The organism is Ramlibacter tataouinensis (assembly GCF_001580455.1).
In the GTDB taxonomy this organism is placed as follows: Bacteria; Pseudomonadota; Gammaproteobacteria; order Burkholderiales; family Burkholderiaceae_C; genus Ramlibacter; species Ramlibacter tataouinensis_B.
In genome coordinates this window covers 2,717,201-2,731,545 of record NZ_CP010951.1, presented here as the reverse complement: position 1 = coordinate 2,731,545, position 14,345 = coordinate 2,717,201, and the positions used below count along the sequence as shown (strand labels likewise).

At 59.1% G+C, this 14,345-nt stretch carries 11 protein-coding genes; 4 read left to right on the top strand and 7 right to left on the bottom strand.

Annotated features, from left to right (window positions below):
- Positions 1-17 precede the first annotated feature (17 nt).
- Both UC35_RS13065 and UC35_RS13060 read right to left on the bottom strand, forming a co-directional pair.
- A complete protein-coding gene (locus UC35_RS13065; RefSeq protein ID WP_061500368.1) occupies positions 18-1,268 on the bottom strand; it encodes a sarcosine oxidase subunit beta family protein in 1,251 nt (416 codons plus the stop codon).
- 89 nt (positions 1,269-1,357) lie between these two features.
- Complete coding sequence (locus tag UC35_RS13060; protein ID WP_158513893.1) at positions 1,358-1,975, bottom strand: TetR/AcrR family transcriptional regulator; 618 nt, start codon at positions 1,973-1,975, stop codon at positions 1,358-1,360.
- Positions 1,976-2,094: 119 nt separating this feature from the next.
- Here UC35_RS13060 and UC35_RS13055 point away from each other — a divergent pair, with 119 nt between their 5' ends.
- The 4 genes from UC35_RS13055 (at position 2,095) to UC35_RS24470 (ending at position 6,715) form a co-directional block, all read left to right on the top strand.
- On the top strand, positions 2,095-3,111 hold the full coding sequence (locus tag UC35_RS13055) for a helix-turn-helix domain-containing protein (RefSeq protein WP_061500365.1): 1,017 nt from the start codon (positions 2,095-2,097) through the stop codon (positions 3,109-3,111).
- Positions 3,112-3,204: 93 nt separating this feature from the next.
- Positions 3,205-4,899 (top strand): gamma-glutamyltransferase, encoded by a 1,695-nt coding sequence (locus UC35_RS13050; protein WP_061500363.1) that lies wholly within the window; start codon positions 3,205-3,207, stop codon positions 4,897-4,899.
- Between the two features lie 11 nt (positions 4,900-4,910).
- A complete protein-coding gene (locus UC35_RS13045; RefSeq protein ID WP_061500361.1) occupies positions 4,911-6,161 on the top strand; it encodes a metal-dependent hydrolase family protein in 1,251 nt (416 codons plus the stop codon).
- Between the two features lie 179 nt (positions 6,162-6,340).
- The gene (locus UC35_RS24470; RefSeq protein WP_415752674.1) at positions 6,341-6,715 is read left to right on the top strand and encodes a hypothetical protein; all 375 of its coding nucleotides are present in this window, start codon (positions 6,341-6,343) and stop codon (positions 6,713-6,715) included.
- A gap of 39 nt (positions 6,716-6,754) precedes the next feature.
- On the opposite strand, the gene UC35_RS13040 is transcribed toward UC35_RS24470, so the two are convergent.
- The 5 genes from UC35_RS13040 to UC35_RS13025 all read right to left on the bottom strand — a co-directional run bounded on the left by UC35_RS13040 (position 6,755) and on the right by UC35_RS13025 (position 14,281).
- The gene (locus tag UC35_RS13040; protein WP_061500358.1) at positions 6,755-8,260 is read right to left on the bottom strand and encodes an MDR family MFS transporter; all 1,506 of its coding nucleotides are present in this window, start codon (positions 8,258-8,260) and stop codon (positions 6,755-6,757) included.
- A gap of 123 nt (positions 8,261-8,383) precedes the next feature.
- Positions 8,384-9,079: a TonB family protein gene (locus UC35_RS23070; RefSeq protein ID WP_158513892.1), complete on the bottom strand. Its 696-nt coding sequence runs from the start codon at positions 9,077-9,079 to the stop codon at positions 8,384-8,386.
- 484 nt (positions 9,080-9,563) lie between these two features.
- Positions 9,564-10,499 (bottom strand): branched-chain amino acid transaminase, encoded by a 936-nt coding sequence (locus UC35_RS13035; protein WP_061500357.1) that lies wholly within the window; start codon positions 10,497-10,499, stop codon positions 9,564-9,566.
- A gap of 100 nt (positions 10,500-10,599) precedes the next feature.
- Positions 10,600-12,309, bottom strand: a complete 1,710-nt coding sequence (locus UC35_RS13030; protein WP_061500355.1) for a gamma-glutamyltransferase — start codon at positions 12,307-12,309, stop codon at positions 10,600-10,602.
- 187 nt (positions 12,310-12,496) lie between these two features.
- The gene (locus tag UC35_RS13025) at positions 12,497-14,281 is read right to left on the bottom strand and encodes a chorismate-binding protein (RefSeq protein WP_061500353.1); all 1,785 of its coding nucleotides are present in this window, start codon (positions 14,279-14,281) and stop codon (positions 12,497-12,499) included.
- Positions 14,282-14,345 lie beyond the last annotated feature (64 nt).

Sequence of the window (14,345 nt, the reverse complement as noted above, 5' to 3'; positions counted from 1 at the left end):
TGTGTGTCGCGTCCTTGTCAATGCGCGATTCCCGCTGCCGCGGCTTCGTCGATCAAGCGGCCCGTGGCGAAACGCTCAAGCTGGAACGGCTCGGCGAGTTCGTGATTGCGGCCGGTGGCCAACACATGCGCAAGCGTCCATCCGCCAACGGGTATTGCCTTGAAGCCGCCTGTGCCCCAGCCGCAATTGATGTAGAGGCCTGGAACTGGCGTCGGGCCGATAATGGGGCTCGAGTCCTGCACGACGTCCACGATGCCGGCCCATTGGCGCAACATTCGTAGGCGCGAGAACGATGGAAACATCTCCAACGTCGCGGCAAGGACTTGTTGTGTGATCGCATAGCTCCCGCGTTGCGCATAGGAAGGGAAGTGGTCGAGAGCTCCGCCAAATACGATTTCACCCTTGTCGCTTTGACTCCAATAAGCTCCAACGGCGGGTGAAAGCATGACTGTGTCGAGGACGGGCTTGATCGGCTCGCTCACCATGGCCTGCAGGCCATAACTCGTGACCGGCAAGCGGAACCCCGCCATCGATGCCAGTACAGTGGAATGGCCGGCGACGGCCATCGCGACCTTTTCCGCACGAATGTCGCCGCGCGGAGTCTGAACACCTGCGACGCGGGCACCTTCTTTGATAAAGCCCGTGACCGGGCAGCCCTGAATGATGTCAACGCCCAATGCGGAGGCACCCCGCGCATATCCCCAGGCGACCGCGTCGTGGCGTGCCGGTCCAGCCCGCCTCTGAATGAAACCGCCCAAGATGGGAAAGCGCGATTCCTTACTCAAATTCAAACGCGGGATCAAAGCGCGCATCTGCTCGACATCCAGCAGCTCCGCGTCAATCCCATTGCACCTCATCGCATTTGCCCACCGGCTCTGCGCATCGAGATCGTGCCGACTGTGCGCGGTCGTTACGATGCCGCGCTGGCTGAACATGATGTTGTAGTTCAGCTCTTTCGACAGTCCTTCATAGAGACGAAGCGAATGCTCATAGAGGCGCGCACTCTCCGGGTACAAATAGTTTGACCGGATGATCGTGGTGTTGCGGCCAGTATTGCCTCCGCCCAGCCAGCCAGCCTCGACGATCGCGACGTCCCGAATGCCGTGGTTCTTCGCAAGGTAGTAAGCGGTTGCGAGTCCATGGCCGCCACCGCCGATGATGATGACGTCATATCGCTTTTTTGGCTCGGCTTCACGCCAGGCTGGCGCCCAGTCCTGATGACCTGGAGAAGCAGCGAGAAGATTCCAAGCGGAATATCGTGTACGCATAGATGCACTCGAGCGTACCGACAACGAAGGGCGATGGCTTTGGCTTGAGCAAGGGAAAATTAGGCCATCGGCTTCAAGGAACCGGCCATCTAAGCCGGCGCTCGATGCTTCTCCTCCACGGCATGTGAGCGTGCGCGTGCTAGGTTGGCCTCACCGCAAAGGATTTCCAGATAGACGCGAGCTCTCTCGCGACGGCCTGAGTCAGGCTCAGCGATGCCTATTGCGTAGTACCCGATCTGGTGGAAATAGAACACGCGAGCACGAATGTCTGCTTCCTGCTTGTTGCAGCCCAGTGCGAGAAAGATCTTGTAGAGGGCCGCGATGCGCTCTGCGTCCATTCCTGCGACGGCCGCTGCCACCGAAGCATCCGATCTCGCCCACTCACGGACTGCGAGGTCGAAATGGGGGTCGTAGGAATCCTCGCGTATCAGATGCTCGACAACGCCGTCGATTGCCTGAAGCGCCTCAGCCGGACTACGAAGTGACAGTCCGGGCGGAACAAAAAGCGCGGTGCCGCTCCAGAGTGCGAGCAGTCGCGAAAGAAGATCCGCTCGGTCGTTGAAGTGATGATAAAAGCCGCCGCGCGTCACCCCGAGCCGTTGCGCAAGGCGATCAACCTTGACGGCGTCGATTCCCTCTTCGACGAGCACCTGCTGCGCTGTTGCCAGCCAGGTCTCTGCCGGGACCTTGGGAACGAGATTTGCCACAACCATCCTCCATAGCGTGCACTACTGTATGCATATCCTCTGATCAGCCAGAAAATTCCGCTTGACCGGAAGTCCTCTTCCGATTTAAATAATACACCACTGAATGTCTTGGGGATCCCATGGTAGAACATTTACTTAAGTTTTCTGAGCGGGCCTTGAGGCAGCTACCCGAGTCTCTCTCCTCCGGCTCGACCCGCTTCTACGATCTTGGCCAGCTCGGCGCGGGGGGCGGAACCATGACTAGCTATTTGACGAAGTCGGCGATCGTTTCCCTTGTAGACGCAAGATTCGACCGGGAGATCACCTACCAGGCCGAGGCAACCTCCGATCTTCTCCTTGTGCGGGCAGCAGTATCCACCAACTGCAGCTACGAGCCTCGAGGCACTGCTCCATGGGTGTTCCGCATCCCGGAAATCACCGTCTCGACGATTCCACGGGGCACGCCAATGAATGTCAGGATCGGGGCGGGGCGGCACCAATGCGCCATTACCGTCCTCATGCAGCCGCGCGCCTTGTTTGAGCACTATGGAGTAGTAGCTGATGACCTGCCTCCTCCGTTACAACGCTTCATCGAAGACGGACGTGACGTTCCCGCTATGGAGGCGACGTTGCCGATGCGCCCAGAGATCGCGGCGCTGGTCGAGGATTTGCGCCATAGCCGGTTGACCGGGGGCCTGAGGCAGATGCAAATCGAGGGGCGTGCGGCCGAACTACTCGCACTTGTCGCGTCGACTTGGAAGGCCCGCTTTTCTTCAGGGCAATCGTTCGGACTGCGCGGTAGGGACGCGGAGTTGCTTGCGAATGCGAGGCGCATCCTTCTCGATCGCTGTACCCAGCCGCCCAAGCTGCAGGAGCTTGCGTCGGAACTGGGCACGAATCGTACGAAGATCAATCAACTCTTTCGCAGCTGCATCGGCGTGACTCCGCAGGAGTACACGCTGCACCGCCGGATCGAACGCGCGCAGGCGCTCATCGTCGAAGGAAAGCTGAATGTGGGCCAGGTATCTGACGCAGTCGGATACCAACACCAGAGCAGTTTCACGACTGCGTTCCGCGAAGTCACGGGGATGTCGCCGAGGGAGTTTGCCGCACAGGTGCGTATGCGCACGGACGAAAGTCAGCCCGCTCTGCACTGATCGTTTAAAAATCCTAAGAAGCCCTGACGCCTGCCGAAGCGCGGACGCGACCGTGTCCGTAAGGTATGCCCTCGTCTTATCAGAGAGGGCTCCATGGATTTCTCGAAGTACATTGTCAACCCCGGCCCCAAAGCCGCAGTGGGCGGCCTGAAGGCCGCGGTCACCACCGATTCCGCCATCGTCACCGAAGTGATGGTGGACGTGCTCAAAGCGGGCGGCAACGCGGCCGACGCTGGAATCGCAGGATGCCTCGTGCAAGCGGCCGTTGAACCGTTCATGACCAATCACACCGGCTTGGTCACGTTCCTCTACTACGAAGCGAAGACTGGCAAGGTCCACCAGCTCGACAGCCTCGGCGCGTTCCCTTCCGGGCTGCCGCCCTTCAAACCAGTGCCCCCGTCGATGGGCTCATACGCGGCGATGCCCCCGTCGGCAATCATTCCCGGCTTCATGCCGGGGCTGAAGGCGATCCACGAGCGCTTCGGCAGCCGTTCATGGGGCGACCTTTGCGCGCCCGCGGTGAAGTGGGCCGAGCAGGGGCACCCAGTATCGACGTTTGAATTCGGCGTGAACATCTTCGGTGAGAAGTTCATCACCTACTTCCCGGAAGGCCGCGACTTCTACCAGCCGAATGGCTTCTTTCCCAATGTAGGCGATATCTTCGTGCCTCCGGGAATGGCGAAGACACTGCGTGCAGTCGCAGAACACGGCCCCGACTACATGATCACCGGCCGCTGGGCGGAAGCCTTCGTAAAAAAGGCCAACGACATGGGCTGGAAGATCAAGATGGATCACATGACAGAGGTACCGCCGCGCTGGGTGGATCCTTTGAAATTCGCATACCACGATCTCGAAATCGTCAGCCTTGGGCCGCCGCAGGCTCAGGGTATCTACATTGCCATCACGCTCGGCGTACTAAAGCACCTCGGCATTCGAGAAATGAAACCCGGGAGTGCTGACCACGTGTGGGCCATGGGCCATGCACTGCGGCAGGCGCAGCGACACTGGGAGTATGCCCAGGATGACTCGATCTACGGTGTGCCGCGAGATGAACTCCTCGATGACGGCTACCACGCTCATCTAGCAAAGATGATTTCCAAGTCCCGCCCGAAGGTCGACCTGACTCAGCACATCAAGCTTTCTGGCGACGCTGCAGCAGGTGGAGATCTGATGTCGGCGTTCACCGGCACGGGTGGCAAGCCACGTCTCGCGAAATCAAACAGCGATCAACCGTCGGGATCATGCGAACTGGCCGTCGTCGACTCAGAGGGTAACTGGGTGCAGATGATGAACACACTGCAAGGTTCCGGCATTCCGGGCATGGTCGTCGAGGGGATCCCCATGGTCGGAAGTCACGCGACGTTCGGCAACTTGCAAAGCCCTATGGATGCGACGCTGGTGCCCAATGCTAAGTCACGTTGCATCATCGGCAATACCATGGTGCTGAAGAACGGCCGACCGATCGCTTCAGCGGGTTCGCCAGGCAACGTGCATTGCACGGTTCCTCAAGTCCTGAGCTACTTGCTGGACTTCAAGCTTGACCCATATGCTGCCGTCGATGCACCGCGAATGCTGCCGATGACCGAAGCGCGCGGGATAGTCATCGAGGACCGACTTCCAACCGGAACCGTCGAGGACTTGCACAAACTTGGAGTGCGCGTATCTGTGTCACCTTCTTACGACTACCACATGGGTTCGTTCTCGGTCATCACGCGTGACGAAGAAACGGGCAATTACATCGCTGTGGCGGACCCCCGCCGCTGTGCCGTGGCGGACGGCATTCGCTAAAGGCGCAGGGAATGAGCCAAACACTGGTCTTCAAGAATGCCCGCGTGTTTGATGGGGTCAATGGTGACTGCGCCGAAGGCATCAATGTTGTCGTCGCAGACGGGTTGATCCAGGAATTGACAACTACCGCGCCAAAGGTAGCCGACGCGCGCGTTGTCGACGTCGCTGGCAGGACGCTAATGCCGGGAATGATCGACTGCCACGTTCATCCGTTTGCAAGCGACAGCGTCGTTCAAAAAATGGAAGGATGGGGCGAAGCCTACCGAACGGCGCACGCGGTGCGCATGCTTCAGTTCGCATTGCAGTGCGGCTTCACAGCGGTACGTGACATCGGCGGCGGGAGCTTTAGTATGGCCAAGGCCCTCGCGGACAAGCTGTTCGAGGGGCCACGCTACTTCTACTCAGGAAAAATTCTGACGATGACCGGCGGCCACGGGGACTTCCGTCAAGTCGAAGAGGCCCCTCGTTACCGCGCTCTTTGCGCTTGCGCGGGAACTGTCTTCAATTGCTGTGCAGTGGTTGCGGATGGAGTCGATGAGTGCATCAAGATGACCCGGGAGGAGCTGCGACAAGGGGCACATTTCATCAAGATCATGGGCAGCGGCGGGGTCATCAGCCCGACCGACCCAATCTGGATGAATCAATACCGCGAAGACGAGATCCGGGCGATTGTCAACGAATGCACGGAGCGACGGACATACGTGGCAGCTCATTGCCATCCTGCGGCGGCTGTCCGTCGGTGCGTCGAATTTGGCGTTCGCTCAATCGAGCATGCGACACTGATCGACGATGAAACTGCCAAATTCGTCGCGCAGCGAGGCGCCTACATTGTCCCCACCCTAATCATCGTAGAGCAACTGGTGCAAATGGGACGGTCGATCGGATTTGCACCTCAGAGCCAAGAAAAGGCGGATCACGCCTGGATGTCTGCAGTTTCTGGCCTCGATAAGATGCGAAATGCTGGCGTCAAGGTGTGCTTTGGCACCGACCTCCTCGGAGAGCTTTATCGACAGCAGTGCCGCGAGTTCGCGCTTCGCAAGCAGGTATTTTCACCACTAGAAATCCTGAGGCAGGCGACAAGCGTTTCTGCGGAGATGATGATGCAGGAAGGGCGTCTGGGATGCGTGCGCGCCGGCGCCCATGCCGATCTTCTCGTCGTTGACGGTGATCCACTGAAAGACATTTCGCTGCTTGAAGCAAATGGCGAAAATCTGAGCGTCATCTGTCGTGCCGGCGAGCTGGTGAAGAATCGGCTAGGCTGATCCTTATGAGTCCGCCCACCCGGCCCGAATATCAGTCAGTAGGCGGTTGCGGCGCTGGTGGTCTGATTGTGCGAGGCCCCGCGGGTTCATCGCTTGAAGGCCTCACTAGATGGCGTTTCATTCGCTTGAACTGAATTCAAACACTCGCATCCGAAGCCGAGGTACGGTTCCGTGCGCGTGTGGTTTCTCCTGAAGAGATTCTCTCTGTCCCCGCGGATGTCCTTGCGCCCTACGCATTGAGCGCGATCCTGAATTCGGCTACGGTTCCTTCGATTCAGGCACCCATCGTCGCAGGTGCGGCAAAACAACCAGCTCGCGAAGCTGGAGGATGGCGACGCACTTTACGCGCGGGGGGTCTTGACTTGCCTGATCTCCTCGTCAATGCAGGTGGATTCATCAGCGTTGCAACAGAGTACCTCGGCATTGGGCAAGAGGCTCAGGTGATGGCCGAGGTTGCGCGCAACGCCGACCGAGTGGGCGAACTGCTTGAGCGATGCAGGGACGGAGTGACGCGCGCCACAGAGGCGTGGGCGCGCAGTAAGCTTTCTGCATAGGGGTTGCGCTGACCAACATCGGCCTTCATCCAAAGCCTTTCAGTGGCCGTGCAGGCTCTTGACACTCCCGCCCAAAGCGCCTCGGGGCAATAGCCAAGTCAATGCGAAGCCAACCAGCGTCACCGAGGCGGCCACACGGAATACTAATGCCATGGCTTGCGTAGACGCTTGTGCGTAGGCGGCACGTTCTGTGGGCGGCATGTGCGTGAGGTCCTGGAGGTTGGCCATCGGAATTGTCAGCGGCATGAGGTTCGCGATGGCCGCCACGAACACCGCACCCAGCGCCGCCGTCCCCAGCGAGCCACCGATGGATCGGAACAGCATGCTACCTGCGGTCGCGACGCCTAGGTCCTGGTGGTCAACGGCGTTTTGCACTGCGACTACCAAAACCTGCATCACGCATCCGATGCCCATGCCAAGTAGTGCTGCCAACACCAGGACGAGGGCGACCGAGGTATCAACGCGGACGAAAGAAAGCAGTAGCAGCGCACCCGTTATGACCGCCATACCGAGGATGGGAAAATGCCGAAACCGCCCATTTCGACTGATCATGTGGCTGGAAGCAATTGACGACAACAGCATGCCCGCGATCAGCGGCAGGATCTGCAGACCCGCTTCAGTCGGGGTCGCGCCCTTTGCAATCTGCAGGAAGATGGGGATGTAGGTGATAGACCCAAACATCGCGAAGCCGACAATCAGACCCACTCCAGCAGCCACTTGAAAAGTGCGGTGGTGGAAGAGGCGAAGAGGGAGAATCGGCTCCGCCGCGTGCCGCTCTACAAAAATGAAAGCAACGAACGCCATCAGACCACCCACTGCCACTGGCAGCAGCCAAGTACCCGCCTCGACGCTCACGTCTGCGAGTAGGACCACTGCGGCCAGCCCAAGCGCAAGCAATAGTGCGCCTGCATAGTCGATACGACGCGTCCTGCTTGCAGCCATCGATGGCAACGTAGCAGCGGCTAGCACTAGCGCGAGTACGCCGAGCGGCAGGTTGATGTAGAAGATCCATCGCCAAGACAGATGCGTGGCGAAGTAGCCACCTATCACCGGCCCTGCAGCGCTAGCAATGACGAACGCCGCTCCGAACAGTCCCTGGGAGCGTCCGCGCTCACCTACTGGAACGATCTCTGCCATGACGGCCATTGCCGTCACGACCAGGCCGCCTCCACCAGCGCCCTGGACGGCACGGAAAACGATCAGTTCAGGCACGTTTCGGCTCACGCCGCACAAAGCTGAACCTACCAGGAATATCAAGACCGACACCTGAAGCATGCGCTTTCGGCCGTAGAGGTCGCCGAGTTTGCCGTAGAGGGGAGTGACGACCGTTTGAGCGAGCATATAGGCCGTGACGACCCATGAGAGGCGCTCGAGGCCACCAAGTTCTCCCATGATCACTGGAAGCGCGGTGCTGACGATCGTTTGATCGATGGCTGCCAGTAGCATCGAAATCAACAGCCCGACAACTGCCAGAAATGTCCCACGTGGGGGTGGCGTCGTAACTACCGCGGCGACGGGATTCTCTAGTTGCTTTGCAGATTCCATGCGAAGGTTTAGGAGTAGAAATGGCGGTCGGGCTCAGCTGCAGAACGTGCGCGATGCCCACGTGCGCGGCAAGTCTTCCCGCCCTTCTCACAGCGGACTTTTGTGTCCTTCAGATCCTTCGCCTCAATGCTCAGGCTCGAATACGAACTCGACGTTGGCCGACCGGCGGTTCTGAATGGGCTTGAATTGCCACTTGCCGACAGCGGCGAGGCTGGCGCCGTTCAGGCGCACGTTTGTGCTCGCGAGAATGCGTACGTCTGTGGTCGATCCATCTGGGTTCACATCGAACCCCACCTTGACTGTGGCCCGCGCGGTTGCCTTCATACGTCCCAAGTCCGGGGAATCCTGGCGGACTGGAACCAAAGCCGGCTCATTCCCATGGGTAGGGGCTGTCGCGGCCACTTCTCCTGGACCTTGAGTGTCATCGGCCAACCGATGCCCGCTTGAGGCGGTTCGGCCTGGAGTGCCTGCGACGGCGTTGAGAGACTCCTTGCTGCCGGCTGGAGGGAAAGTGCTTGAGAGCTGAGGCGCAGTGGGCGCAGGTGCCTCCGCTTTCAAATCAGGCTGAGCTGCGCGATCGCCTCCGTCGTTCACGGGTACGTCGCTGCCTTTTTCGCCGGGTGCCTTCTTGGTCTTCTTAGACGTGGCGGAAGCTGGCGAATTGGCTCGTTGCGTCGCGGTGTCCGAGTTGCGCGAGCTATTCAAGATGACCCGAAACGGACTCAGTGCCCGCCGTTGCGCCTCCTCGCTTGGTGCGTCGTTGATGTTCTTGCTTGTGACGACCTGGCCTTTGCAGGCCAGACTCAGGAGTAAACCCATTCCGAGGAGCGTGAGGGGGGGAAACGTTCTTGTGGCGTGCATGTCGGTTCATTCGGCTGTTTAGGCACACAACGCGCGGCTTGGAGGTCGCGGCCGATCAAAATTTGGGAATCGACGAAGGGGTTGCGTCTTTGAGCGCTCTAGCCCACCCACGTCGATCTACCCTAGTTCGAAAGGTAACCTCCCGCATCTAATGCCCCAACGAAACTGCGCTCGGTTTGACTCGTTTTCCTAAGTGAAATTTTGAATGGCCGAAATTGGAGCCACACTTTCGTTTCGCAGCCTAAGCAGCCGAAACGAAATCGGCGTGTTTACGAGCCGCAAGCCCGCCAAGCGCATACTTTCAGCGGGGCGCGCACTTTTCCAGCACCGCTATGCCTTCACGCGCTGACGCCTCTCGGAGTAGTGGCGAATGGGGATGATGGCGCACACGAACACCTTTGGGGACGGGCTCGTGGTCGCGCTCACCGCGATGCCCTTCGGCTCAAACGCTTGTCAACCATTCGGAATACTTTGGATTCCGACCGTGAACAATGTCAAAGTAGGCCGATTGGATTTTTTCAGTGAGCGCCCCGCGCGATCCCTGGCCGATTTGAATGCGATCGAGCTCGCGAATAGGCGTAACCTCCGCCGCGGTACCCGTAAAGAATGCCTCGTCGGCGAGATAGGCTTCGTCTCGAGTGATTCTTTTCTCGACCACTTGCACGCCGAGGTCACGGCAGATGGCGAAGATTGTGTTGCGCGTGATGCCGTTAAGGGCACCGGCGGAAAGATCAGGCGTGTAGATCCGGTCGTCTTTTACGAGAAAGACGTTTTCCCCAGCACCCTCGCTTACGAATCCGCTCGCATCCAAAAGCAGCGCCTCGTCATAGCCGTCTTCGGTAGCCTCCATATTGGCCAAAATGGAGTTGGTGTAGTTGCTTACCGCCTTTGCTTGGGTCATCGTGATGTTGACGTGATGACGGGTGTAGCTCGATGTCTTGACCCGGATTCCTCTCTTCAGGCCCTCTTCACCAAGATAGGCCCCCCAAGCCCAGGCCGCGACCATCAAGTGCACCTTATTGCCCTTGGGACTCACACCGAGCTTTTCGGAGCCGAGCCATGTCAACGGGCGTAGGTATCCGCTTTGGAGGCCATTGGCGGTAACGACCTCCTTCTGAGCATCCATCACCTCCTGCAGCGAGAATGGAATTTTCATCCTCAGAATCTTCGCGCTGTTAAAGAGGCGCTCGGTGTGTTCGCGCAAGCGAAAAATGGCCGGCCCCTTCTCTGTGGGGTAGGCTCTCACACCCTCAAACGCTCCACATCCGTAGTGCAGAGTGTGAGTGAGGACATGAATCTTGGCATCGCGCCAGTCAACGAGTTGGCCGTCAATCCAGATCTTGCCGTCGCGATCGTGCATGCTTGGCGAGGCTTGCATAGGGAACTCTTTTCAAATGAAATGTTCCAAGCGCATTGCGCTTTAGGAACACGAATGAACCGAAGGAACGAGACGGTGGAAGGGCGTCAAGCCCTACGGGCTAGTAGGCGAATGCGCCACTGTTATTTCGATTGTGAGACACCGCTTGCAGCCAGCCCGTTTCCGGATCTCGCTGGATTCCGATCCAGATCCCTTCCGATCCGAACCGCGCTTCCGCGCTCTCAATCTCAACGAAAGGCAGGCCCGATTCTTCAAGGACTCTTGTTGAAAATTTCCCTTTCGGCACCTGCATGGTCAATGCACCGGTCGCAGGATCCATTTTGCAGCCGAAGAAATCCGGCGTGTTCACCGCCTCGCGGAGGGACATCTTGTGCGCGGTCACGTTCAGGAGTGCCTGCATTGTTCTATGGTGAAGGCCCGACCCCATCGAAGCAAAACCAAGGATGGGCTTGCCGCCCTTAAATACGATTCCTGTCTCCGTTGGCGCCGGTAGCCGCGAACCGGGCGTCACGCGTGCAATCAAACTCTGCTGAAACGACGCCGAATCGGGGATGGAAATCCCATCGATATTGATGGCCGTTTTGCCCCACAAGACCGTATTGGAAGTATGCGTGATCGCGGCAATGTTTCCTTCACTGTCGATCGCCACGACGTCGTCGGAGTGCCTTGGATTGGCAAACTGGAACGGTACGGCACCGGCTTCCATGCGCTTCCAGAGATCCTGTGCATGCTCGGGTGTGAGCCGGGTTGCAGGTGAGAACTCCATACCAGGGTAGATGGCCTGCCTAGCTGCCTCAGGCAGATAGTCCAGGATATACATCTGAGCAATCTGAACAGCCTTTCGCAATGAGCTACCCGATTCGGTCCAGTGAGCCTCTGAGGCCAAGCCGGATGCACGCGCGAGAAGCTGCGCTTCGACGAGCGCAACGCCGCCCGCGTTGGGCGGAGGTGAGGTACGGACTTCGTATTCGCCGACCTTGGCTTCGAGAGCGTCTGACCAGATCACCTCGTATTGAGCCAGATCCTCCAGCGTCATGTGCCCACCGTCGGCCCGAACAGCGGCCACGAGCTTTTCCGCCCACGGACCGCGGTAGATGTAGTCGGCGCCTAGGGTGGCAACCGCCCTCAGGGTGCGAGCCAGCGCCGGCTGTTTTAAGGATTCACCCAATTCGTAGACCGAACCATCTGGCTTCTTCAAAGTCGAAGCAGTTTCGGGCAACCGGCCGAGATCTTCCGCCCTCAGCGAATACGCGAGTGCCAAGTCCCGATTGACCGGCACGCCGGTTGCTGCCGCATGGATGCTCGGGTCGAACAATGCATGGAAAGGAAGCTTTCCGAAGCGCCTGTGAGCTGACTCCACTCCCTTGAGAAACCCTCCAACCAAAGCGGTACGGCCACTCGCTGGCCCTTTGCCCTTCAACCCGCTCATGCCGGTGGCCAAGTCAAAGCCGCCGGGGATGGTCATCGGATCGTCCTCTCCGCGAACCGTGTTCCATTCGGCGTTCATGCAGTGCACTTTGCCGGTCTTGGCCTCGTAATAGACGAGTGACTGGATGCCGAAGAAGCTGATCGGTGCGCCCGCCGTCAAGACGATCTGCATCATCGCCGTTGTCAGCGCCGCATCAATGGCCGTTCCACCGCTCTTCAGCGCTTGAATTCCTGCACGGGCGGCCAAGCTGCCGTACGCAACGGTCACGGCTCCGGTCGCCCCTTCTGCATATCCGGCCTCGGACCTCATGACCATTTGTTCGGCGAGGCCCATTTCGTATTCCCCGGCCGGCCACGCGGTTGGATCCATGTTCAATTTCATATGCTGAGTTGAGCAAGTGCTTTTCGAAGCCGGTATTCTCTCGACGCAGTCGCTGGTGCACTTTGGCAGTCGCCTCGAAGAGTTTGGCCGGATGCACGGCTGGACACACCCTTTCTCCCCCTGCTCAAGGGACCAGAGTGGGCGCGCCATTTGGTCTGCAGTGGCTGTGGCTCATAGCGAACCCGGGTCAGTCTTGCCGCCAGATAGCGCGCAACCATCCGCGCAGCCCGTTGAAGAAGGCTATCTCGTCGGCATCTGCCAAATCCTCGAGCCGCAGGCTTTTTTGCACCAATGTGCCGCCCGCAAGTAGCCTTGCTCGGTAGGTACCAGGCAGAAGCCCGACCCCGTCTGGCGGCGTCAACCAAACCCCATCTTTTCGGATCGCCAAGTTTCCGCGAGTGAATTCGGTGAGTTCTTCTCGCTCGTTCATCAAGAGCGTGTCAAACAATCCTGAATCTGTACGCAGTCGCGCATCGTAGTGGTCACGGCGTGTCGTCTTATGACAGATGAAGTCTGAGTCAAAGCCTGCCGTTTCCAATGGGAGCGGACAAACCGCGAACACGACTGGCTCAAGCGTTGCTTCGAGCGGTTGCGCATGCGCCGTCAGCTTGCCGCTGCGTGCCAATGTGAGGCGTACCCTCCAAAGTCCAGCAGGATGCTCCTGGGCGACAGCGTCCAGTGCCCCCGTTGCGGCCGCGCAATCGAAAGGAAACCCAAAATGGGCGGCACTTGCCTGAAGTCGCGCCTGGTGTTCCGGCAACAGCCAGTAGCGGGACTCGTCGAGCCGCAGCGTTTCCACGAGCTCGAAATTTCCGCTCGTATGAAGCAGTATCCGAGCTTTCGCGCCCAACTCTCGCCATTCACGTTCCGCATTGGCATATACCGTGAGTCCACTCCCAACGCCGTAACGAGCCCGCCATGTTTCAGGGGCGCTAGGCATTCGCTCCAAGGCGACCGTCCGGATGGGAACATTGAAAGTTGCCACGCCACCCGGTCGCACAACCCCGATTGCTCCACAGTAGATTCCCCGTGGCCCGTCTTCCAAGGTGTGGATCCAACGCATCGCACTCGCTTTTGGAGCGCCAGTCACAGAGCCGCAAGGAAAGAGAGCACGGAACACATCCGCCAAACCGTGCTCGCCTTTCGTGTGGGCGGTGATGGTCGAAGTCATCTGCCAGACTTTCGGCATCGCCTGAGTCTCAAAGAGATGATGAACCTGGACGCTAGCCGGCCGGGCGATTCGGCTCATGTCGTTCCGCAGCAGGTCCACGATCATGACATTCTCGGCTCGCTCCTTGGGGCAGTCTCGCAACATCTGCCGGGCCTGCTCGTCACTCTCAGGATTTGCACCCCGTTCAGCAGTTCCCTTCATGGGCTGACAAAGCAGATGTCCGGACACCGGGTCCCAATGGAAGAACAGCTCGGGGGAGACGCTGAGAATCTGCTGATCACCCCAATCAAGCCAGGCCATGAAGGCTTCGGGCTGCGCGCGCTTGAATCGTCGCATCCAATGTAGAGGCTCCCCTCGAAACTCCGTCTGAAGCGCGCCCGTCAGGTTGACTTGGTATGCCTCCCCCTCAGTCATGGCGCTCGCGGCGCGCAGGGCTTGGCGCAAGTAGTGTTCGCGCGAGCAGTTGAACGACCAATCGGACCAGGAGAGTTCAGAGCTATCTGCGGATACACCCCAGTCACGTGGCAAGGGAACCGCATTGGCGTAAACCGCAAACCGTGCCAACGGCCAGTCTTGCCGCGGCGCATGGACAGGTAGGCTCGAGTCAAATGCGGGGGCACTCTCATAGGAGACAGCCCCCACGCACCAGCGCCCGGCCCGAGCTTCACTCTCCACTCGGTCAAGTACCTCCGCCACCTGAGCAAGCTCCCAGGCCGCAATGACTTTGAGCGGCTGCTCGAACCGGACCCTGAGCGGACCCGCAGAAGAGTCGGCACTCTTGAAATCGACAATCGAATTCACGACGTTCTAGGACTAAGCTGGCGTTCAGGGTTGCCGCGACCCAAAAAACGTGCTGGTTTAAAAA